This is a genomic window from Brevundimonas sp. KM4 (assembly GCF_000964075.1).
GTDB lineage: Bacteria > Pseudomonadota > Alphaproteobacteria > Caulobacterales > Caulobacteraceae > Brevundimonas > Brevundimonas huaxiensis.
In genome coordinates, this window is sequence record NZ_JZRG01000005.1 from 117138 (window position 1) to 138534 (window position 21397).

Annotated in this window: 24 protein-coding genes; 9 read left to right on the forward strand and 15 right to left on the reverse strand. The window is 67.9% G+C overall.

Annotation, left to right across the window (positions count from 1 at the left end):
• The first annotated feature begins 19 nt into the window (after nt 1-19).
• Nucleotides 20-1687 (forward strand): bifunctional diguanylate cyclase/phosphodiesterase, encoded by a 1668-nt coding sequence (locus tag VH88_RS02065; RefSeq protein ID WP_045809768.1) that lies wholly within the window; start codon nt 20-22, stop codon nt 1685-1687.
• Between the two features lie 3 nt (nt 1688-1690).
• Here VH88_RS02065 and VH88_RS02070 read toward each other — a convergent pair whose 3' ends face one another.
• Nucleotides 1691-2557, reverse strand: coding sequence for an MBL fold metallo-hydrolase (locus VH88_RS02070; protein ID WP_045809769.1), 867 nt, complete (start codon nt 2555-2557; stop codon nt 1691-1693).
• Between the two features lie 71 nt (nt 2558-2628).
• Here VH88_RS02070 and VH88_RS02075 point away from each other — a divergent pair, with 71 nt between their 5' ends.
• The 5 genes from VH88_RS02075 to VH88_RS02095 all read left to right on the forward strand — a co-directional run bounded on the left by VH88_RS02075 (nt 2629) and on the right by VH88_RS02095 (nt 7024).
• Entirely contained in the window at nt 2629-2961 is a 333-nt protein-coding gene (locus VH88_RS02075; protein WP_045809770.1) for a helix-turn-helix transcriptional regulator, read from the forward strand.
• 5 nt (nt 2962-2966) lie between these two features.
• Nucleotides 2967-3515 carry a rhodanese family protein gene (locus VH88_RS02080; protein ID WP_197070965.1) on the forward strand — a complete coding sequence of 183 codons (549 nt, stop codon included), beginning with the start codon at nt 2967-2969 and terminating at the stop codon, nt 3513-3515.
• A gap of 4 nt (nt 3516-3519) precedes the next feature.
• The gene (locus tag VH88_RS02085; RefSeq protein WP_045809772.1) at nt 3520-4302 is read left to right on the forward strand and encodes a sulfite exporter TauE/SafE family protein; all 783 of its coding nucleotides are present in this window, start codon (nt 3520-3522) and stop codon (nt 4300-4302) included.
• 42 nt (nt 4303-4344) lie between these two features.
• Complete coding sequence (locus tag VH88_RS02090; RefSeq protein WP_045809773.1) at nt 4345-6045, forward strand: bifunctional protein-serine/threonine kinase/phosphatase; 1701 nt, start codon at nt 4345-4347, stop codon at nt 6043-6045.
• Between the two features lie 142 nt (nt 6046-6187).
• Nucleotides 6188-7024: an outer membrane protein gene (locus VH88_RS02095; RefSeq protein ID WP_045809774.1), complete on the forward strand. Its 837-nt coding sequence runs from the start codon at nt 6188-6190 to the stop codon at nt 7022-7024.
• A gap of 23 nt (nt 7025-7047) precedes the next feature.
• Here the strand turns inward: VH88_RS02095 and VH88_RS02100 are convergent, their stop codons facing one another.
• On the reverse strand, nt 7048-7617 hold the full coding sequence (locus VH88_RS02100; RefSeq protein ID WP_039244846.1) for a YqgE/AlgH family protein: 570 nt from the start codon (nt 7615-7617) through the stop codon (nt 7048-7050).
• Between the two features lie 129 nt (nt 7618-7746).
• Here VH88_RS02100 and VH88_RS02105 point away from each other — a divergent pair, with 129 nt between their 5' ends.
• Both VH88_RS02105 and VH88_RS02110 read left to right on the forward strand, forming a co-directional pair.
• On the forward strand, nt 7747-8232 hold the full coding sequence (locus VH88_RS02105) for a peroxiredoxin (RefSeq protein WP_039244844.1): 486 nt from the start codon (nt 7747-7749) through the stop codon (nt 8230-8232).
• A gap of 48 nt (nt 8233-8280) precedes the next feature.
• Complete coding sequence (locus VH88_RS02110) at nt 8281-8712, forward strand: very short patch repair endonuclease (protein WP_197070966.1); 432 nt, start codon at nt 8281-8283, stop codon at nt 8710-8712.
• Here the strand turns inward: VH88_RS02110 and VH88_RS02115 are convergent.
• The 5 genes from VH88_RS02115 to VH88_RS02135 form a co-directional block, all read right to left on the reverse strand.
• Nucleotides 8688-10580 (reverse strand): ATP-binding protein, encoded by a 1893-nt coding sequence (locus tag VH88_RS02115; protein ID WP_052689456.1) that lies wholly within the window; start codon nt 10578-10580, stop codon nt 8688-8690. The two genes, VH88_RS02110 and VH88_RS02115, sit on opposite strands and share 25 nt — an antisense overlap.
• Nucleotides 10581-10650: 70 nt before the next feature.
• Nucleotides 10651-11697, reverse strand: a complete 1047-nt coding sequence (locus VH88_RS02120) for a quinone-dependent dihydroorotate dehydrogenase (protein ID WP_045809775.1) — start codon at nt 11695-11697, stop codon at nt 10651-10653.
• Entirely contained in the window at nt 11694-12038 is a 345-nt protein-coding gene (locus tag VH88_RS02125) for a DUF952 domain-containing protein (protein WP_045809776.1), read from the reverse strand. The genes VH88_RS02120 and VH88_RS02125 overlap by 4 nt, the downstream gene beginning before the upstream one ends.
• Nucleotides 12035-12544, reverse strand: coding sequence for a histidine phosphatase family protein (locus VH88_RS02130; RefSeq protein ID WP_045809891.1), 510 nt, complete (start codon nt 12542-12544; stop codon nt 12035-12037). The genes VH88_RS02125 and VH88_RS02130 overlap by 4 nt, the downstream gene beginning before the upstream one ends.
• A gap of 60 nt (nt 12545-12604) precedes the next feature.
• Nucleotides 12605-13348, reverse strand: a complete 744-nt coding sequence (locus tag VH88_RS02135; protein WP_045809777.1) for a methyltransferase domain-containing protein — start codon at nt 13346-13348, stop codon at nt 12605-12607.
• A 46-nt stretch (nt 13349-13394) separates the two neighbouring features.
• On the opposite strand from VH88_RS02135, the gene gloB reads away from it, so the two are divergent.
• Nucleotides 13395-14123, forward strand: coding sequence for a hydroxyacylglutathione hydrolase (gloB, locus tag VH88_RS02140; protein WP_045809778.1), 729 nt, complete (start codon nt 13395-13397; stop codon nt 14121-14123).
• On the opposite strand, the gene VH88_RS02145 is transcribed toward gloB, so the two are convergent.
• From VH88_RS02145 to VH88_RS02180, 8 genes are all read right to left on the reverse strand, one after another.
• Nucleotides 14120-14836 carry a DUF4908 domain-containing protein gene (locus VH88_RS02145; protein ID WP_231576566.1) on the reverse strand — a complete coding sequence of 239 codons (717 nt, stop codon included), beginning with the start codon at nt 14834-14836 and terminating at the stop codon, nt 14120-14122. The two genes, gloB and VH88_RS02145, sit on opposite strands and share 4 nt — an antisense overlap.
• 100 nt (nt 14837-14936) lie before the next feature.
• On the reverse strand, nt 14937-15662 hold the full coding sequence (gene phbB / locus VH88_RS02150) for an acetoacetyl-CoA reductase (RefSeq protein ID WP_039244832.1): 726 nt from the start codon (nt 15660-15662) through the stop codon (nt 14937-14939).
• A gap of 145 nt (nt 15663-15807) precedes the next feature.
• Nucleotides 15808-16869, reverse strand: coding sequence for an NAD(P)-dependent alcohol dehydrogenase (locus tag VH88_RS02155; protein ID WP_045809780.1), 1062 nt, complete (start codon nt 16867-16869; stop codon nt 15808-15810).
• Nucleotides 16870-16945: 76 nt separating this feature from the next.
• Nucleotides 16946-17695 (reverse strand): DUF72 domain-containing protein, encoded by a 750-nt coding sequence (locus VH88_RS02160; RefSeq protein ID WP_045809781.1) that lies wholly within the window; start codon nt 17693-17695, stop codon nt 16946-16948.
• On the reverse strand, nt 17692-18012 hold the full coding sequence (locus VH88_RS02165) for a type II toxin-antitoxin system RelE/ParE family toxin (RefSeq protein ID WP_045809782.1): 321 nt from the start codon (nt 18010-18012) through the stop codon (nt 17692-17694). The genes VH88_RS02160 and VH88_RS02165 overlap by 4 nt, the downstream gene beginning before the upstream one ends.
• On the reverse strand, nt 18012-18257 hold the full coding sequence (locus VH88_RS02170; RefSeq protein WP_045809783.1) for a type II toxin-antitoxin system ParD family antitoxin: 246 nt from the start codon (nt 18255-18257) through the stop codon (nt 18012-18014). The genes VH88_RS02165 and VH88_RS02170 overlap by 1 nt, the downstream gene beginning before the upstream one ends.
• Before the next feature lie 54 nt (nt 18258-18311).
• Entirely contained in the window at nt 18312-19883 is a 1572-nt protein-coding gene (locus VH88_RS02175; protein ID WP_039244795.1) for an ATP-binding protein, read from the reverse strand.
• A 146-nt stretch (nt 19884-20029) separates the two neighbouring features.
• Nucleotides 20030-21391, reverse strand: coding sequence for a glutamate--cysteine ligase (locus tag VH88_RS02180; protein ID WP_045809784.1), 1362 nt, complete (start codon nt 21389-21391; stop codon nt 20030-20032).
• Nucleotides 21392-21397: the final 6 nt, after the last annotated feature.

The window sequence follows — 21397 nt, forward strand, 5'->3', positions numbered from 1 at the left end:
GTCTGGAAGGGCGAGACGCGTGACACCACGATCCCGATCGCTGGCCTGGGACGCCACGACCGCCATCGAGGCGCTGGCCGCCGCCGAAACGGCCCTGTGGGTCTGGACGCCCGCGGCGGACGAACTGCGGTTCACCGGCGCGACGCGATCGCTGGGCCTGGGGCCGCTTGCGCCGGAATGCACGGCCGCCGGTTTCGTCGCCCTGGCCATGCCGCAGGATCGCAGCCTGGCCGAACGGATGCTCAAACCCCAGGACGAGGGCGCCGAGATCGCCGTGCGTCTGCGCATGCGCGGGTCCGAGACCTGTCTGTGGCGTGGCGTCTGGCTGGAGGACGGCCTGCGCGCCGCCGGCGTCGTGGCGCTGGAGACCAAGTTCGCCGGATCGGACCGCGATACGCTGACGGGCCTTCTGGATCGTCGCGCCTTTCTGGCCCGCGTCAGCGAGGTGCTGACCCAGCCCGGCGAATACGAAATCGTTGTCGGCGACGTGGACCGGCTGCGGCGCCTGAACGAGGCGCTGGGGCACGAGCGGACCGACCTGGTGTTGTCGGCCCTGGGCTCGCGTCTGGCCGCCGCCTTCAACAAGGACGCCTCGGCCGCGCGGATCGGCGAGGACGAGTTCGCCATCATCGTCCCCAAGACCGCGTCCCACACCAGCTATCGCGTGCGTGACGCGCTGGAGCAGCCGCTGCGGGTCGCGGGCTTCGACATCTATCCGACCGTCTCCATTGGGGCGGTGATGGTGGAGGGCGGGCCGGATGCGCCCGACGCCGCCGAACTGTTGCGCCGGGTCGAGTTGGCGGTGGAATCGGCCAAGGGCGCCGGGCGCGGCGGATCGGCCGCCTATGGCCGGGCGCTGGAAAGCGACAGCCTGAGCCGTCTGGCGCTGGAGGCGGATCTGAGGAACGCCTTCGTGCGGGGCGAGATCGTGCCCTTCTTCCAGCCGATCGTGAACCTGAACACCGGGGCCGTCGCCGGTTTCGAGGCCTTGGCGCGCTGGCGTCACCCGCGCCGGGGTCTGGTGCCGCCGGACGAGTTCCTGGGTCTGACCGCCGACCTGGGGATGATGAACGACCTGGGCCTGCTGATGATGACCCAGTCGGCGCGGCAGCTGGCCGAATGGATCGAACGCCATCCGCTGGCCGGCAAGCTGTTCTGCAGCGTCAACCTGTCGGTCGGCGAGATCGAGCGCCCGCACCTGTGCGAGGACGTGGCGCGCATCATCAAGGAGACGGGCCTGCCCAAGGGCGCGCTGAAGCTGGAGGTCACCGAGGGCGACATCATGCGCGACACCGCCCGCGCCGCCGAGGTGCTGCAATCGCTGAAAGACGTCGGGGCGTCGCTGGCGCTGGACGACTTCGGCACCGGCTTCTCGTCGCTTTCCTATCTGGCGCGCCTGCCGTTCGATACGCTGAAGATCGACCGCTATTTCGTTCTGACAATGAACAAGGACGAAGGCTCGGCCAAGATCGTCAAGTCGGTGGTCAACCTGGGCCGCGACCTGTCGCTGGAAGTCGTCGCCGAGGGCGTGGAGAACGCCGAACTGGCCCGCCTGCTGCTGGACGCCCAATGCCACTACGGCCAGGGCTTCGGCTATGCCCCCGCCCTGCCGGCGCAGGAGGCCGAGGTCTATCTGGCCGAAAGCCTGGCCGACGGCACCGCGCCGTTGAAGCAGCGGTCGGCCTAGGGCTTAGATCGCGTTTAGCGGCAGGCGCAGGTAGCGCTGGCCGTTGGTGTCGGGGGGCGGCAGGTCGCCGGCGCGGATGTTGACCTGAAGCGAGGGCAAGATCAGTTGTGGCGCGCCCAGGGTGGCGTCGCGGGCCTCGCGCATGGCGACGAAGGCGTCTTCCGATACGCCGCCGCCGATGTGGATATTGTGCGCGCGTTGTTCGGCAACGGTGGTCTCGAACCGGTAGTCGGTGCGGCCCTGGGGCAGGTAGTCATGGCCGACGAAGATTCGGGTGTCGTCGGGCAGGGTCAGCAGGCGCTGGATCGAGCGATACAGGGTCCGGGCGTCGCCGCCGGGAAAGTCCGTTCGCGCCGTGCCGTAGTCGGGCATGAACAGGGTGTCGCCGGTGAAGACCGCATCGCCGATCCGGTAGCTGACGCAGGCCGGGGTGTGGCCGGGCGTGTGGATCACCTCCACCGTCAGGTCGCCCAGCATGAAGGCGTCGCCGTCCGCGTAGAGATGATCGAAAACGGCGCCGTCCGGGCGCACATCGTCGGCGCCGAACAGGGGACCGAAGGCGGACTGAACCTGGGTGATCCGCCCGCCGATGCCGATCGACACGCCCGTCGTCGCACGCAGATGCGCCGCCGCCGTCAGGTGGTCGGCGTGGGCGTGGGTTTCGAGCACGAGGGCCAAGGTCAGCGTTTCCGACCGCAGCGCCGCCATGACGGCGTCGATCGATCGCGTCGAGGTGCGGGCCGAGGGCGCGTCGAAGTCCAGGACGGGGTCGATGATCGCTGCCTGACCCGTCGCGGGGTCGCTGACCAGATAGGTGACGGTGTGGGTCGCGGGATCGAAAAAGCCGCGGACGTCGGGAGATTGGGCCATGGAGAACGCTCCTTTCGCGATCCAATATATTAGGCATTGCTTATTTAGCAAGTGCGCATATATTGCGCCCCATGATCGACCTTCAGACCATCGGACTTGAGCGTTTCCAGGCCAGCGCGGGCGAGGCGGCGGCGCTGCTGCGCGCGCTGTCCAACGAGAAGCGGCTGATGATCCTGTGTCAGTTGGGCGAGGGCGAGATGTCCGTAGGCCAACTGCTGCCCCAGGTCGGCCTGTCGCAATCGGCCCTGTCCCAGCACCTGGCCAAGCTGCGCGAAGAGGCGCTGGTCAGCACGCGTCGAGACGGCACGACCATCTTCTACCGCATCGCCGATCCGGCCGTCCTGAAGGTCATCGCCGTGCTGGCCGAAATCTATTGTCCCCCTGTTTCCTCCGAAAAGGCATGATTCCCATGAGCGTCCTGACCCCCCTCTCCCCCGCCGAGGTTTCGCGTCGGCTGAAGCAAAAGACGGCCGTGCTGGTCGATATTCGCGAGCCGGATGAGTTCGCCAGAGAGCATGTCGTCGGCGCCGTCCATGCGCCGCTGTCGGCCTTCGACGCCTTTACGCCCGCCGGCGTCGACAGCCGCGACGTCATCTTCACCTGCCGGACCGGCAATCGGACGGGCGTCAACTGCGAGCGTCTGGCGGCCAAGACGACGGGCCAAGCCTTTGTTCTGGAGGGCGGGCTGGACGCGTGGAAGGCGCAGGGCCTGGCCACCCACGCCGACCGCTCCAAGCCGATCGAACTGATGCGTCAGGTGCAGATGGTCGCGGGCGGCCTGATCCTGCTCGGCGCGGCGCTGGGCCTGCTGGTGCATCCGGCCTTCTGGGGTCTGTCAGCCTTCGTCGGCGCGGGCCTGTTCGTCGCGGGCGCGACGGGCTTTTGCGGCATGGCGCGGCTGCTGGCCGTCATGCCGTGGAACAGAACCGCGACCCGGCCAGTGACAAGAGCGGTCTGATCCGATGACGACCGAACTGACCCCGCTGGTCCTGACCGCCTTCAGCGGCGGCGTCGTCACCCTGCTGCTGACCCTGTTCGGCGGCGGCGGGTCGGTTCTGGCCGTACCGCTGCTGCTCTATGTCGTCGGCGTCGCCGATCCCCATGTCGCCATCGGCGTGTCGGCGGCGGGGGTGGCGCTGAACGCCCTGACGGCTCTGGCCGGTCAGGCCAGGGCAGGGCGGGTGCGCTGGCCCTGCGCGACCCTGTTCGCCATCACCGGCGCGGCCGGGGCCTGGTTCGGTTCGTCCCTGGCCAAGATAATCGACGGCCATCAGCTGCTGCTGATCTTCGCCGTGGCCATGGCGGCCGTGGGCGTGTCGATGCTGCGTCCCAAGGCGGCGGTCGCGCGGGACGAGCCCCGGCTGAACTGGTCCATGTCGCCGCGCGTCGGCATGGCGGGCGCCGGCGTCGGCTCGGCCGCCGGCTTCTTCGGCATCGGCGGCGGCTTTCTGATCGTGCCCGGCCTGATGGCGTCGACGGGGATGAGCCTGGCGACCGCCCAGGCGACATCTTTGCTCAGTGTCGCCGCATTCGGAGCGACGACGGCGGGCAACTATGCGCTGTCGGGCTGGGTCGATCCGGGCCTGGTCGCCGCCATGGCGGTCGGCGGGGTCGCCGGGACGGCGGCGGGTCTGCCGCTGGCGCGCCGGCTGGGGTCGAACGCCCGGCTTGGGCGCATCCTGTTTGCGGGCCTGATCCTGGTGGTCGCCGCCTATGTCGCGGTGCGCGCCGTCCTGGCGCTCTGACACCTCTGTTCAGCGGGCCGTCTTTCGACGACAGTTCCGCCCATGACCGACGCCAGACTGGAGATCGCCGCCGGCTTTGCGACCTTGCAGGGGCCCAAGGCGGATAATCAGGACTTCGGCGGCGTTCATATCGGCACGGCGGCCGAGCAGCGCGAGCATGGGGTGGTGGCGGTGATCGCCGACGGGGTGTCGGGATCCAAGGCCGGGCGAATGGCGGCGGAGCTGACGACGCGCAGCTTCATCGACGGCTATCTGGATCAGAACCCGCTGAACGGCATCGCCGCCAACGGCATCAAGGCGCTGAGGGGCTTCAACCGCTGGCTCCATTCGCGGGGACGGATCGATCCGGCCATGGAGGGGGCGGCGACGACGTTCACGGCCCTGATCCTGCGCGGGCGCGAGGCGACGGCGCTTCATGTGGGCGACAGCCGGGCCTGGCATTTCCGCGATGGGGTTCTGACGCGGCTGACGGAAGATCACACGCGGGCCCAGCAGGGGCTCAGCCATGTGCTGTACCGCGCGGTGGGCATCGAGGCGGATGTGAAGCTGGACGTGCGGCAAGTGCGGCTGGAGCCGCACGACCGGCTGCTGCTGACCACCGACGGGGTCCATGGGGTGCTGGGCGATGCGGCGATCGCGAGCCTGTTGGGGCGGCGCAGTTCGCCCGACGCGGACGCCAAGGCGATCCTGGCCGAGGTCGAGGCGGCGGGGCCGCGCGATAACGCCACCGCCATCGTCATCGACGTGGTCCGCACCGGCGCGCCCGACTGGGAGGCGATCACGGCGGAAGCGGAAGGGCTGGCCATCCTGCCGCCGCCCGTCGTCGGCGATAATGTCGATGGCTTCGCGCTGCAGCGGGTCGTGGCGGACGGGCGCTATACGACCCTGTTTCTGGCCAAGGACACACTGGGCGACGGCGGCGCGGTCGTGCTGAAGTTTCCCAAGCCCGCTGTGGTGTCCGAGCGCGGCGCCCGCACCGCCTTTCTGCGCGAGGCCTTCATCGGCCGGCGCATCGACAGCCCCTTCGTCGGCAAGGTGCTGAGCCTGGATGCCGGTCGCCAGAGCCGCCTCTATATCGCCCAGCCCTTCCATGCCGGTCAGACCCTGCATGCGCGGCTGGCGCAGGAGGGGCCGTTCGAGATCGGCGAGGGGATCGGCGTGGCGCTGCGCCTGTCGCGGGCGGTTTCGGCCCTGCACCGGGCGGGGGTGACGCACCGCGACATCAAGCCGGACAATGTGATCCTGGAGACACAGGGCGGGCTGAAACTGGTCGATCTGGGCGTCGCACGCTTGCGGCTGGCCGAGGAGTTCGCCGAGGCCGAGGCGCCCGGCACCGCCGGCTATAAGGCGCCGGAAATGTATGCGGGCGAGAGCGGCGACGCCGCCACCGACCAGTTCGCCCTGGGGGTGACGCTGTATCGCCTGTTCACCCGCACCTATCCGTGGGGCGAGGTGGATCCGACCGATGCGCCGCGCTTTGACCGGGCGCCCGCACCGCCGACGCGACACCGGCCGGACATGCCCGCCTGGCTGGAGGCGGCCATCATGCGCGCCGTCGCCGTCGATCCGAACGAGCGGTTCGAGGATGTCGAGGAACTGATCCATGTGCTGGAAACCGGCAGCGCCGTCGCGGCTCCGCCGCCGCGTCAGCTGTCCTTGATCGAGCGCGATCCGGTGCGGTTCTGGCAGGGGATCAGCCTGGTTCTGCTGATCGCTTTTCTGGTGTCGATGGCGACGCGTTAGCGGCCCATACGCTCAACCTCAGCGATCGGATGTGCGACATTTGGCGATGCAGAAGCTTGGGAACCTGTGGCCGCCTTCGGCTTTTGTGACGGCGAGCGGGGATGTCGCGCCCGCACTTTATCGGCACGAAAGCCTCCCCCAAATGATCAAGACACTTGCCTCCAGCGCCCTGGCCCTGGCCATGGTTTCCACCCCCGCCCTGGCCCAGTCCGTCGCCCCCGACTGGTCCGGCCCCTACATCGGCATCTTCGGCGGCTACAACCAGTCGAACGATGACGGCGACGAGATCCTGCGCTTCGACCGCAATCTGGACGGCAACTACGGCGACCAGGTCACCACGGCCGCCGGCGCCAATGCCTTCAGCCCCGGCTTCTGCGGCGGCATGGCGACCAGCACCGCGCCCGGCACCGGCTGCCGTGACGACAACGACGGCGTCGAAGCGGGTGTGCGCGCCGGTTATGACATGCAGTTCGGCAACTTCGTCGTCGGCGCCCTGGCCGAATACAGCGTCAACAATGTCCAGGATTCGGTGACCGGCTTTTCGACCACTCCGGCCTTCTACACCTTCACGCGCGAGCTGGAGAGCACCGCGGCCGCTCGTCTGAAGCTGGGCTATGCTTATGGCCCGGCCCTGATCTACGGCACCGGCGGCTATGCCTACGGCAAGTTCGAGAACAAGTTCCGCACCTCGAACCAGGCCAACAGCTTCACCGAAACCAGCGAGGGTGATGACGGCGACGGCTGGCAGGCCGGCGGCGGCGTGGAATACGCTCTGGGCCGTGGCCTGACGGTCAGCGGCGAATACCTCTACACCTCGCTAGACGTCGACAGCCCGGTGATCCGCGTCGGCAATACCGGCACGACCCCGGCGACCAACCCGTTCATCCTGGCGCCGAACACCACGGGCACGGACATGGTGCGCGGCAACGGTCGCTTCGGAACCCACATGTTCCGCATCGGCATGAACTACCGCTTCTAATCGTCAAGGGGGGCGGTCTGGCGTCAGGCCCGGCCGCCCTGGCTCGACAGCATGGCCGCGTCCACGCCCAGCTGGGCGAGGGCGCGCGTCCATTTCGACGTGTGTTCGCCGTCGAAAATCAGGTCCAGATCGGCGTCGGCGGTCAGCCAGACGTTGTCGGCCAGTTCTTCCTCCAACTGCCCCTCGCCCCAGCCGGCATAGCCCAGCAACAGGGCCGAGCGGCGCGGACCGGCGACCTCGTCGGTCATGGCGGCCAGCGCCTCGCGCGTGCCGGTCATCGCCAGACCGTCGCCAAAGGCCAGGGTGTCGTCGCCGACCGTCCAGTCGTCGGTGTGCAGCACGAAGCCGCGCTCGCGCTCGACCGGTCCGCCCATTAGGACCGCGCGACCGATGGATTGATCGGGCGCCGGCGCGTCCAGCTTGTCCAGAACCGTCTTCAGATCCACCCCCGGCGCCGGTCGATCCAGCCGCAGGCCCATGGCGTGATCCGGCCCGTGGGCGCAGATCAGGATGACGGCGTGTTCGAACCGGGCGTCGTCGATCCCGGGCATGGCGACCAGCAGTCGGCCGGTCAGGGTGGAGGCTTGGCTCATGATCCTGGCATCATCCGTCCGGAAAGCGGCGCAAGCAAGCCGAACCGGCGCTTGCGGTGTCGCCCGTGGTGTCTATGTGTCGCACACGGCCGTTCAAACGGGCCGGCCTCAAACCTCAGCGAGACAGACATGACCATCCAGATCGGCGATCGCATCCCGAACGCAACCCTCGCCCAAGCGACCGCCGAGGGGCCCAAGCCCGTCAGCACCGACGACATCTTCGCCGGCAAGACCGTGGCCCTGTTCGCCGTGCCCGGCGCCTTCACCCCCACCTGCTCGGCGCGCCACCTGCCGGGCTTCAAGGATCACTTGGCCGACATCCAGGGCAAGGGCGTCGATACGGTCGCCTGCATCTCGGTCAACGACGCCTTCGTCATGAAGGCCTGGGGCGAGAGCCAGGGCATCACCGACGACAGCATCGTCATGCTGGCCGACGGCAACGGCGAACTGACCCGCGCCCTGGGTCTGGTGCTGGACGGTTCGGGCTTCGGCTTGGGCGAGCGCTCGCAACGCTATTCAATGCTGGTCAAGGACGGCGTCGTCGAGCAGCTGAACATCGAACAGGGCGGCGAGTTCAAGGTGTCCTCGGCCGAGCATCTGCTGGCGCAGCTCTGAATTGGATCAATCCACGCTACCGCTTCGCTACTTGAGCGTGGATTGATCGTGAACTCGGATGTGTTCAGCCCGGAGAAGCGCAGCGCCGTGATGCGTCGCGTGAAGGGGCGGGACACGTCGCCGGAACTGGCCGTGCGCAGGATCCTGCGTGCGGCCGGGATCGGCTATCGACTGGGCGGCATGGGTCTGCCGGGTCGCCCGGATGTGGTGATGAAGGGTCGCAAGGTCGCCCTCTTCGTCCACGGCTGCTTCTGGCACGGTCATGATTGCGCCCGTGGATCACGCCAGCCCAAGACCAACGCCGATTACTGGATCGCCAAGATCGGTCGAAACCGCGTTCGCGACGCTGTTGCTGTCCAGGCGCTGGAGGCCTCGGGCTGGCGCGTGGTCGTCGTCTGGGAATGCGAGATAAAACGGCCTGATTTCGCCGCGCGTCTGACCGCGACCATTCGGGGTCAGGCGGCCTCGGTCGCGGCCTGAGCGGCGGTGTCGTTCAGGACGTGCTGCAAGGCGCCGATCAGGGCGGGCGGCGTCAGGGGCTTGGAGACGAAATAGGCCATGCCGGCCGCCTGACAGGCCGCGACGTCCTCGGGCGCGGTGTCGGCGGTGACGGCGACGACCGGGGTGGCGGCGTTGGGTCCGCCGCCGGCGCGCAGGCGACGGGTCGTCTCGCGCCCGTCCAGCTCGGGCATGCGCACATCCATGAAGATGATGTCGAACACCGCCTCCTGACAGCGTTCCAGCGCGATCATGCCGTCGGCGGCGGTGGTGATCTCGCAGCCCAGCGGCTGAAGGATCAGCTGCACCGCGCGGCGGTTGATGTCGTGATCGTCCACGACCAGCAGGCGCAGCGGTTGGTCTTCGGCCTCGTCGGCGACGGCTGGGTTCGCGACGACCGGCTCGGGCGCGGGTGCTGGTTCAGGCGCAGGCGAGACGGCTGCGGGCTTGGGCGCGGGCGCGACCGAGGGCGTCAGCGAGCGGGCGATGTCCAGGCGGCTTTCATCGACGACCTCGACGATCTGCGTCGCCTCGTCGCCACGCGGCAGGATCAGCGAGACGGTGAAGCGCGAGCCCTGACCCGGCGCGCTGCGCACGGTCAGTCGGCCGCCCATCAGGTCGATCAGGTTGCGACTGATCGCCAGTCCCAGGCCCGAGCCGCCGTAGCGGGCGGAGACGCCGTCCGCGGTCTGGTCGAACGGAGTGAACAGGCGGGCCAGTTGATCGCTCGTCATGCCCGGACCCGTGTCCACGATCTCGAACAGCAGGGCGTATCCCGACGGTTCCTCGGGCCAGGCCTGGACCCGCAGGGTGATCTGGCCCTGCTCGGTGAACTTCATGGCGTTGGACATCAGGTTGTTCAGCACCTGACGGATGCGCATGACGTCGCCCTTGACGTGGCGGGGCATGGCCGAGGCGCCTTCGATGCGCAGCTTCAGCCCCTTGGCGTCGGCGACGCCGCGCCACAGCATCAGGGTCTGGGCCAGCATCTGCCGCAGGTCGAAGTCCTTGGCCTCGACCGTCATCCGTCCGGCGCCGATCCGGGTGTGGTCCAGCAGGTCGTCCAGCAGGGCCTTCATCATCAGGCCGGCGTCGGTGATCAGGTTGGCGCTGTTGCGCGACTGGGCGTCGGGCGCGCGCAGCTCGGCGGCGCCGGCCAGGATCGCGCCGATCGGGGTGCGCAGGTCATGGCCGATCGCGGCCAGGAAGGTGGTGTGGTCGGCCAGGCTGCGCTCGGCCCTGAGACGGGATTCTTCGGCCAGGGCGTGGGCGCGAACGACGGTGACGCTGGCCTCGACCATGCGCTGGCCGGTGATGGCGACATAGAAGGTGAACAGCACCACGGCCGCTGCGGCCGACATGACCAGCGGGCCGGGCGCGTGCAGCGCATAGACGAAGAAGGGGGTCGCCAGCAGGAAGCCGACCTGGGGCGCGAGGCCGGCGACCATCACGGCCTGGCATCGGGTGGCGTTCACGATCGCCGTCAGCATGACCGCGGTCAGCATCAGGACGGCGCACACACCGCCGAACGCGCCGCCGATCCACCACAGGACCAGGGAAAGCGAGGAGAAGACGGTCGAATTGGCGAAGACGACGGCCAGGATCGCCAGCTTGCGGCCCGTGGAAAGCTCGTCGGGACCCTTCAGGATCGGTCGATAGACGACCACCTCCATGGCCTGGACAGCCATATACAGGACGACCCAGCCCAGGGTGAACCGCACCCCGACCATCGGGGTCACGACCAGGGCGACAGCCGCCGCCGCCACGACCCGTTGCACCGCCGCGCCCGTGCGCTGACGAACGGCGGCGGTCCAGCTGCTTTCAGCGATATCGACGGCGGTCGATTTCATTCAGGCCCTCGAATGACGAACGCAGATCGCTCGCATCGGTCACTCTAGGCCTATCGACACTAACGCTCCGTCAACGGGGCGCGCCGACCGCCTCGGCGGCTGTGGAAAAGCCGTCGGCGCGCAGGCGGGCGGCCAGATCACGCTTGATGCGGGCGACCAGGCCGGGGCCTTCATAGATCAGGGCGGAATAGATCTGGACCGCCGAAGCGCCCAAGCGGATGCGGGCATAGGCCTCGGCCCCACTGTCGATGCCGCCGACAGCGATCAGGGGCAGACGACCGGCCGCCGCCTCGGCCGCCGCGCGCAGGGCCTTTTCCGCGAACGGACGGATGGGCGCGCCGGACAGGCCGCCGGTTTCGCGGGCGTGCGGCGAGCGCAGGCTCTCGGGACGTTCCAGCGTGGTGTTGGACACGATCAGACCGTCGATCCGGTGGGCCAGAGACGCCTCGACGATCATGCCGATCTCATCGGCGATCAGATCGGGCGCGATCTTCAGGAAGACGGGTACGCGGTCAGGCGCGGCGACGGGACGGGCGGCGTCGATACGGCCCAGCAGGTCATCCAATTGCTCGCGGCCCTGAAAGGCGCGCAGGCCGGGCGTATTGGGTGAGGAGATGTTGACGGTGAAATAGGAAGCGCGGCCGGCGAGGCGTTGCAGACCGGCGACATAGTCAGCCGCCTTGTCTTCGGTGTTCTTGTTGGCCCCCAGATTGGCGCCGACCACGACGCCCCTCGGGCGCTGGTCCAGCCGCTCGGCGAAGGCGTCCAGCCCGGCGTTGTTGAACCCCATCCGGTTGATGATGGCCCGGTCCTCACTGAGGCGGAACAGGCGGGGCTTGGGATTGCCGGGCTGGGGCCGGGGCGTGACCGAGCCGCATTCGACGAAGCCGAAACCAAGGCGCGACAGGCCGCGCAAGGCCTCGCCGTTCTTGTCCAGACCCGCCGCCAGGCCGACCGGATTGGGCAGGTCCAGCCCCGCCAGCTGTGTTTTGAGGATCGGATCGTCGGCGGGCGGGACGGGCAGGGGGGCGAGGGCCAGTCCCCTGATCGCCAACTGGTGCGCCTGCTCCGGGTCTAGCTGACGCAGCAGGGCGGCGCTCACATTCGCCAGGCTCATGCGTCGTCCTCGAATGCCATCTCGCCGTCGGCCGTGACCGAGAAGGCGCGCGAGGCCGTGACGGTGGCGACGGGCAGGGGGGCGTAGAGATGCGGAAACAGATCGCCGCCGCGCGACGGCTCCCAGATCAGGTGGTCGCCGAACCGGCCGAGATCGACGGTCAGCAGCAGCAGGTCGCCGCGCCCGGCGAAATGCCGTCGCGCAGTCTCGGCCAACTGCGCCTCGGTCGACATATGGATGTAGCCGTCGGCCAGATCGACGGGCGCGCCGTCGTATCGGCCCTCGGCGACGGCGGCGCGCCATTCGGCGGCATCGACGATCTTGTAAGCGACGTCGCTCATGCGGATGGCGCGCCCAGCGACCGCGGCGTCAGGAAGCCTTCGTAGGTGCAGCGCCCCGCGACATCGACGCTAAACAGAGCGGCGGCGCCGGTCGGGAAGCCGGCCGACAGCTTGTCCACCACCGCCGGCGAGGCGGCGCTTTCGATCAGATATTCGGCGGCCAGCACGTGCACCCCTGGATTATGGGCCAGGATCAGCAGGCAGCCGGCCTCGTCCTCGCTGGCCTCGACGAAGCGGCGGATCACGTCGGAGGGGGCGTTGTAGAGGGCGTCCTCGTCGCGGACTTCCACATCGCCGAAGGCGTCGTGCATCTGCTCCCAGGTCTGGCGGGTGCGCACGGCGGTGGACACCAGGGCCAGGTCCGGCTTCAGGCCCCGCTCGGCCAGGGCGCGCCCCATCAGCAGGGCCTCGGCGCGGCCGGCGGCGGACAGGGGGCGGGCTTCGTCGCCGCCAGAGGGGGCGGAGGCTTCGGCCTGGGCGTGCCGCATCAGGATCACTCGGTGCATGGCCTTCGCCATAAGGCGGTTTCGTGCTGCCCGCCAGATGGGGCGACGGTCAACTCGCCGTCAGTCGCGGTGTTCGCCCCGCGAAGAGACGGAGGCGGCCGGCTGGGGCGCCAGGACGGGGGCCGCGACGCGCTGGGTATGGCCGCTGGGGCGGATGCGGGCATAGCTGTGTCGCGAGGCCTCCAGCAGGATCAGCCCGGCGGTTCCGGGAAAGACCCGGCGCCCGACTTGTTCGAACCCTTCGGCCAGCGGCAGCATCGGTCCCCAGGGCGGGACATAAAGGGTTTGGGACCAGGCCATCGGCTCCAGCCCGACATCACGCACCAACCGCTCCAGCTGGCGCCGGGTAAAGGGTCGGCCGTGACCAAAGGGGGTGTTGTCCGCCCGCGCCCACAGGCCGCCGCGCGCCGCTGCCGCCAGGATGATCCGCCCGGTCGGCGAAAGCGCGCGCACCGCTTCCAGCAGCAGGGCGGCGGGGTCGTCGGCCTCTTCCAGAGCATGGACCAGCAGGATGCGATCGAACGATCCGGCGGGGAAGGGCAGGCGGCGGTCGTCCACCAGCAGGGTGCGGTTGCGCCCGACCGTCGGCCAATGCTCGACGCCTTGCCCGCCCGGCATGGCCGCGACGACGCGCCGCGCGCCGACGAAGGCGTCTAGCCAGGGGGTGGCGTAGCCGACGCCCAGCACGTCGCAATCGGCCGCCTCGCCCCAGGCGTCGTCCAGCCGTCGCGCCACCAGCCGTCGCGCCAGCGCCCCGGTCGGCTCGCCGTAGAAGGTTCGAAGCTCGTCGATGCTGCGCCGCATGGGCCCACTATAGGCCTGTCGGCGGCCCTGCTGCTAGGATGGGCGCATGACCCTGGATGTGCATCTGTTTCCCTGCCGCAGCGACAACTACGGCTTCCTGATCCGCGATGCGGCGACCGGCGTGGTCGCGGCTGTCGATACGCCGGACGCGGCGCGCATTCTGGAGGAGCTTGAGGGCCTGGGCTGGGGGCGTCTGGACCTGATCCTGAACACCCACTGGCACCCCGATCACACCGAGGGCAACGCGCGGCTGAAGGCCGAATGGGCCTGCGAAATCGTCGGGCCGGAAGAGGTGCGCAAGATCGCGCCGCTGGACCGCTTGGTCGCTGACGGCGATGTGGTGATGGTGGGTGAGACGCGGTTCGAGGTCGTCGAAACGCCCGGCCATACGCTGGGCCATGTGGTGTTTCATGCGCCGGGGGACGATCTGGCCTTTACCGGCGACACCCTGTTCGCCCTGGGCTGCGGCCGGTTGTTCGAAGGCACGCCCGAGCAGATGTTCGAAAGCCTGCAGCGGCTGAAGGCCTGGCCCGACCAGACCGTGATCTGGTGCGCGCACGAATATACGGCGTCCAACGCGCGCTTCACCCTGAGCCTGGATGACCGGCCCGAGACCGCCGCCCATGCCGAGGCGATCTTCGCGGCGCGTGAGCGGGGCGAACCGACCGTGCCGACGACGCTGGGGGTGGAGAAGCGGTTCAACCCGTTCCTGACCGCGACGGACGCCGATCAGTTCGCCGCGCGCCGGGCGGCCAAGGACAGCTTCCAGGGTTAGCGGTTCAGGGCGTCGCCGCCGACGACCCGCACGATCCGGGCCGACGACGGGCGGCCGGCGATGCCGGCGTCGGCGTCAATGACGATCCGCAGCGTGCCCTGGACCAGGCTGACGCCGGGACGTCCCTGATCGGACACCACGACGCGACGTACCCGCTCGACCTGGGCGCGCAGGTTGGAGGACCGCGCCATGCGCACGATGGCGTCGCTGGCGGCCGAGACGGTGTCGGCGGCGACCTGTTCAGAGCCGGGCTGGATATCCACGTCGATGACGATCAGCCGGCCCATCGCCTGGCTGGCGCGGTAGCTCTGGCGCATGAAGTAGTCGACCAGCTGCGCGCCGGTCATGGCCGCGCTGGCCAGACCCGGCGCCTCGCCAACGCGCGAGGCGGGCGAGCCTTGGGGGGCGGTGGTCGTGTAAAGGGTGATCGCGCCGTCGGGCGTGACCTTCAGCACCTGATCGCCATTGTCGTTGCGATAGATGATGTCGCCGCGCGGCGCGGGAGTCGGCCGCAAGACCCAGATCTCGGTCGAGCGTTCCAGCCGCATCAGAGGCCGCGACCCGGAGGTGTCCAGGATGAACCCCTGACCGTTGCTGCTGACGTAGCGGGCGGTCGGCGGCACGGTCCGGCGGGACTGGGCCTGGCTTTCGGTCGGGACGACCACGGGCGCGGCGACGCCCACGCCAATGACCGCGATGGCGGCGACCGCCATCGCGGTCACGCGTGGCGACTTTTTCGCCCTGACCGATCCCAACAACTTCATGACAGACTTGATGAAACCCGCGCGCGGCGGATTTTGGGCGAAGCCCGCCTCAACCCACCAGGTACTGACCGCCGTTCAGCGACAGTGTGCAGCCTGTGACATATCCGGCACGCTCGCCCACCAGCCAGGACACCATGTCGGCGATCTCCTCGCCCTTGCCCAGGCGACCGACGGGGATGTGGCTGATGATGCCTTCCAGCACCTTGGGGTCCATGGCGCCGACCATTTCGGTGTCGATATAGCCCGGCGCGATGCAGTTCACGGTCACGCCCTTGCGCGCATTTTCCAGCGCCAGCGCCTTGGTGAAGCCGATCATTCCGGCCTTGGCGGCGGAATAGTTGGTCTGGCCGATCTGACCCTTCTGGCCGTTGATCGAAGAGATGTTGACGATGCGCCCGTGACCCCGGTCGCGCATGCCGTTGATGACCTGGCGCGTCATGTTGAAGACGCTGTCCATATTGACGCGGATCACGTCGGACCACTGGTCGTGGCTCATCTTGTGGAAGAAGCCGTCGCGGGTGATGCCGGCATTGTTGACGAGGATGTCGATGGGGCCGAGCTGTTCCTCGACCTCCTTCACCGCGCGGGCGCAGTCGTCGAAGCTGCCGACATTGCCCTTGACCACCATGACGTCCAGCGCATCGGCGATGGCCTTGGCCGCCTCGTCGTTGCCGGAATAGCCGGCGGCGACCTTGAAGCCGTCCTCATGCAGGCGCTGAACGATCGCCTTGCCGATGCCCCGGGTCCCGCCCGTCACGAAAGCTACGCGCGCCATATCGTCTCCTGTCCCTGTGCAGACCCTTCAGAAGGCCTTGTCGCAGTTCAGGATTAACGTGCGAGCGCGAGCGCGCAAGGCGAGAATCTGACGCGACGGAAGTTTCATGCCTCCGTCGCGTTTCGTTGATCTTCGCCTCAGGCGATCAGGCGGCCAGCTTTTCCATGTCGATGACGAAGCGATAGCGGACATCGGATTTCAGCATCCGCTCATAGGCGTCGTTGATCTGATCCGGAGCGATGGTCTCGATGTCGCAGGCGATGCCGTGCTCGGCGCAGAAGTCCAGCATCTCCTGCGTTTCGCGAATGCCGCCGATCAGCGAGCCGGCGATGCGGCGACGACGCCACAGCAGCGGCAGGGCGAAGACCGGCAGGCCCTCGGTCGTCAGGCCCAGCATGATCATGGTGCCGTCGCGCGCCAGCAGCTGAATGTGGCTGGCGATCTCGTGCGTGGCCGAGACGGTATTGATGATCAGGTCGAACTTCTCGGCCGCCGCCTTCATCGCATCCTTGTCGGAGTTGATCAGGAAGTGTTTGGCGCCCATCCGCTCCGCGTCGGCCTTCTTGCGGTCCGAGGTGGACAGGACGGTGACTTCGGCGCCCATCGCGGCCGCCAGCTTGACGGCCATGTGGCCCAGGCCGCCCAGGCCGATGACCGCGACCTTGGAACCGGGGCCCACGCCCCATTCCTTCAGCGGCGAATAGGTGGTGATGCCCGCGCACAGCAGGGGGGCGGCGACGTCCAGGGCCAGGCTGTCGGGGATGGACAGGACGAAATGCTGATCGACGGTGATGTGGTCGGAATAGCCGCCCTGGGTGATGGCTTCCGACGTGCCGCCCTTCTTGTCCTTGCCGCCGTAGGTGCCGGTGAAGCCGGGGATGCAATATTGTTCGACGCCTTCCCGGCAGGAGGCGCATTCGCGGCAGCTGTCGACCATGCAGCCGACGCCGACGCGGTCGCCTTCCTTGAAGCGGGTGACGTTCGATCCGACCGCCCTGACCACGCCCGCGATCTCATGACCCGGCACCAGGGGGAAGGCCGTGCCGCCCGTCTCGCCGCGCGCGGCGTGCAGGTCGGAGTGGCAGACGCCGCAGTATTTGATGTCGATCAGCACATCGTTCGGGCCCGGATCACGGCGCTCGAAGCTGTAGGGGGTCAGCGGCTTGTCGGCGGCGGTCGCGGCGAAGGCGCGTGTGGCGATCGGCATGGGAAAGTCCTTCAGGCTTTGCAGTGAGTCGGCCTCAGATGAGAGGGCGGCCGCGGGTCCGCAAGCGTACGGACCGCTATTTCAGCTTGGCGATCAGCGCCTGAGCCGCCGCAGGGTTCCGCACCTTCGCGCCCGAGATGAAATAGGCGAAGACCTCGCCGCGTTTGGCCCAGGCTTTCGCCTGATCCGCCACCGCCTCCAGCTCGGCCGCCGTCATGCCGGTCGGCTCGTCCTCGCGGCTGGACATCAGCCGCGCGTAGCTGAAATCGGCGGTCGCCACGTCGATCTGGGGCCAGGTCGGCTCCTCATCATCGACCGCATAGACGATGGCCGCGCCGTATTTGCGGGCCAGGTCATAGAACTGTTCGGTGGCGAAGGTCGGGTTTCTGACCTCAAGCGCGTGCCGCAGCCGCACCCCGTCCTTCTCCTTGGGCAACAGCTTCACGAAGCCCTCGAAGTCCTCGGCATCGAACTTCTTCGTGCCCATGAACTGCCAGTTGATCGGCCCTAGCTTGTCGCCCAGCTCGGTCAGGCCCTGAGACAGAAATTTGTCGAAGCTTTCCGCGCCTTCGGACAGCACCTTGCGATTGGTGCAATAGCGGCTGGCCTTGACCGAAAAGACGAAGCCGTCCGGCGTCTCGTCGCGCCATTTGCGCCAACTGTCGGGCTTGAAGGTCGAATAATAGGTGCCGTTGATTTCGATCGAGGTCAGTTTCGACGCCGCATATTCCAGCTCGCGCTTCTGAACCAAACCCTCTGGATAAAAGACCCCGCGCCAAGGCTCGAACGTCCAGCCGCCGATGCCGACATGGATGGGGTGGGTCATGGTTCGCTCCGTTCGTCGCTCGATCCGACGCCAGTTGCGTCGGACTGCCAGTCTTCCAGCGCGTGCCGAATGCGTCGGACGAACACGTCCGCATCGTCGATTCGATAGAGGATGGCGTGGCTTTTGTAGAAGATCACATGGGCGTCCGCGCTCAACTCTGGTCGAGCCGCCCCAAGACGTGGAAAATCCGCAAGCAAGTCCAGTTTCGCGAACAGACCCTCGATATAGTCATCGGCCTGACAGCTCCCGAACAGCTCGAGGCCTTGCAGATAGACCTGCTGCAAGTCCGCCCGCGCCGCGCGGCTTAGGCGGAGCATCAGGAGGCGCGACGCAACTGGGCGCGCAGTTCCTCGATCACTTCACGTGGCGACTGGTCGGAAACACCGGAGGCGTCGGCCTCTACGATCAGCCTTTGCCAATGCGCAATCTTCTCGGCCTTGACCTGCTCGCGGCGGATTAGGTCGCGCACCACGTCCGACGTGTTTGCGTAGCGCCCGGATTTCGCCTGTTCCTCGACCCAGGCCTTCATTGGATCGGGCAGTGAGATGTTCATCGTCGCCATGGTCAGCTTCCTATCAACGAGAATGGCCGCTTGGCAAACTTTGTCAATGTCGGATCAGGGCGCGGTCGCCGCCTGGATGCCAGCCAGCAGGCTGGCGGCCGTGATGGGCTTGGGGATGTGCAGGTCGGCGCCGGCGTCGCACGCCTGGTCGCGGTGCTCGCTCATGGCGTTGGCGCTGAGCATGATGATCGGCGTGCGGGCCTGATCGGGACGGGCGGCCTCGACCTGACGAATGGCGCGGGTGGCGGTCAAGCCGTCCATGCCCGGCATCTGCATGTCCATCAGGATCAGGTCGAAGGTCTCGGACTGGAAGGCGGCCAGGGCCTGTTCACCGTCAGCGACGGTGACGACCTGCATGGCGTGGGCCGCCAGGATCAACTGCACGACGCGCTGATTGACCGGGTGATCCTCGGCCAGCAGCACGCGCAGGGGCGCCAGGGGGCGGTCAGCCTCGGCCGCACGCGCGCGTCGTTGGGCATCGTGTTCGGTCAGCGAGGCGGCGCGCTTCAGGGGGATCTCGACGGTGAACCGGCTGCCGACGCCTGGGGTGGAGGCGGCGGAAATCCGCCCGCCCATCAACTCGACCAGCGAACGACAGATCGATAGGCCCAGGCCCGTGCCGCCGAACCGGCGCGTGATGGTGCTGTCCGCCTGGCTGAACCGATCGAACAGGCGGGCCGCGTGGTCGGAAGAAAAGCCGACGCCGGTATCCTCGACCCGCAGCGTCAGCTGGGTCAGGCCGTCGAAATCCTCGTCCACCGCAAGGACGACGCCGACCGAGCCCTGATGGGTGAATTTGATGGCGTTGGACAACAGGTTGTCGAGCACCTGACGGATGCGGGTGCTGTCGCCGACGAACATGCCGCGCGCATCGGCGTCGCGGCGGATGTCGAAGGTCAGTCCCTTGGCCTCGGCCTTCAACCGCATGACATCCAGCGGGGCGGCGATGGCCTCGTCCAGATCGAAGGGTCGGCTTTCCAGGTCCAGATGCCCGGCCTCGATCTTGGACACGTCCAGAATGTCGGACACCAGCCGTTCCAACGTCACGCCGGATCGTGCGATCAGGGCCACCATCTCGGCCTGCTCGGGCGTCAGCTCGGTGCGCGACAGGGCGTCGACGATGCCGATCACGCCGTTCAGGGGCGTGCGGATCTCATGGCTCATATTGGCCAGGAAGTCGGACTTGGCGCGGTTTGCGGCCTCGGCGGCGGCGGTGGCCTCGCGCAGGGCGCGTTCGGCAGCGACCTTTTCGGTCACATCGCGCGCGATGCCATAGATGCGGTCGCCCTGGCGATGGGCGCGCCACTCGACGGTGACGTAATGACCCGCCTTATGGCGATAGCGGTTGATCTGGCCGATGACCGGATCGCCCGGCCGCCGGTTTTCGACCTCGACGATGCTCTGGCGGGTCGCGGCGTGGTCATCCGGGTGGATCAGCCGCAGCAGGCCCTGGCCCTCGATCTCGTCGGGGCGATAGCCCAGCACCGTGAACCACGAAGCGCTGGCCTTGACCACGCGCCCATCCAGTTCGCGCACCACCAGCAGGTCCAGCGACACATCGAAGAAGGTGTCCAGATCGACATCGGCTGTGGGAAAGGCCAGGGCCGCAACGGGCGAACAGGTCATGGCGCACTCTCTCGAACTCAAACCCATGTTACGGCGCATCGGTTAAGCTCGCCTTTGCAGGGGATCGAAATGCGCCGACGGCGACGGCGACAGCCTATCCGAGCGGCGCCTCGCGATTCGAAGATTCGCTGGAGAAGCCGCCGTCCCTAGTAGGCGAAGTCGGCGTAGATGCGCTTCACGTCGCCCTGCCAGGCGCCGTGATACAGGTCCAACAGGCGCTCGGCCGGGGTGATCCCGCTGTCGGCGATGTCTTCGAGTTCCGACAGATAGCCGCGCTCGTCCACCATGCCGCCCGAGAATTTGGCGCGGTTCTTCAGCCCCTGTTTGGCGATGTTCACGAGATCGACGGCGATGTCGCGCACCGACCGGCCCGCCACCTCGGCCTTCAGACCCAGCCGGGTCACGTCGCGGCGCAGGCGTTCGTGATCGGCGATGTCCCAGTCCTTGACCAGATCCCAGGCGGCGGCCAGCGACGGCGCGTCGTACAGAACCCCGGCCCACAGGGCGGGCAGGGCGCAGATCCGGCTCCACGGTCCGCCGTCGGCGCCGCGCATTTCCAGATAGGCCTTCAGCCGCACCTCGGGGAAGAGGGTGGTCAGATGGTCGTTCCAGTCCTTCAGGGTCGGATATTGACCGGGCAGGGCGGGCAGCTTGCCGGCCTGGAAATCGCGGAACGACTGGCCCGAGGCGTCGATATAACGGCCGTCGCGCTTGGCGAAATACATCGGCGTGTCCAGCGCATAGTCGGCGTAGCGCTCGAAGCCGAACCCGTCCTCGAACACGAAGCCCAGCATGCCGGTGCGGTCGGCGTCGGTGTCGGTCCAGACGTTGGCGCGGGCCGACAGGAAGCCGTTGGGACGGCCCTCGGTGAAGGGCGAGCAGGCGAACAGGGCGGTGGCGATGGGTTGCAGCGCCAGGGAGGTGCGGAACTTCATCACCATGTCGGCTTCTGAATCGAAGTCGAGGTTGGCCTGGATGGTGCAGGTGCGCAGCATCATGTCCAGGCCCAGTGTCCCGACCTTGGGCATATAGGCGCGCATGATGTCGTAGCGGCCCTTGGGCATGACCGGCACCTGTTCGCGGGTCCATAGCGGGTCGAAGCCGGCGCCCAGGAAGCCGAGGCCGATCTGGTCGGCGACCTGCTTGACCTCCATCAGGTGCTGGCCGGTCTCGTTGCAGATGTCATGGATGGTCAGAAGCGGCGCGCCCGACAGTTCGAACTGACCGCCCGGTTCCAGGCTGACGGAGGCGACGAAGCCTTCGCTGTTCCTGCGCTCCAGTCCGATCAGAAAGCCGTTTTCCTCGACGGGCGACCAGCCGAAGCGTTGCAGCCCCTCCAGCATCGCTCTGATGCCGTTCGGGCCGTCATAGGCGGGGCGGGCCAGCGTGGTCTTGTCGAAGCCGAACTTCTCGTGCTCGGCGCCGATGCGCCACAGGTCCTTGGGCTTGATCCCCTTGGACATGGCCTCGATCAGAGCGTCTCTGGAAAGCGGCGCGTTCTCGGCCATCTGTAA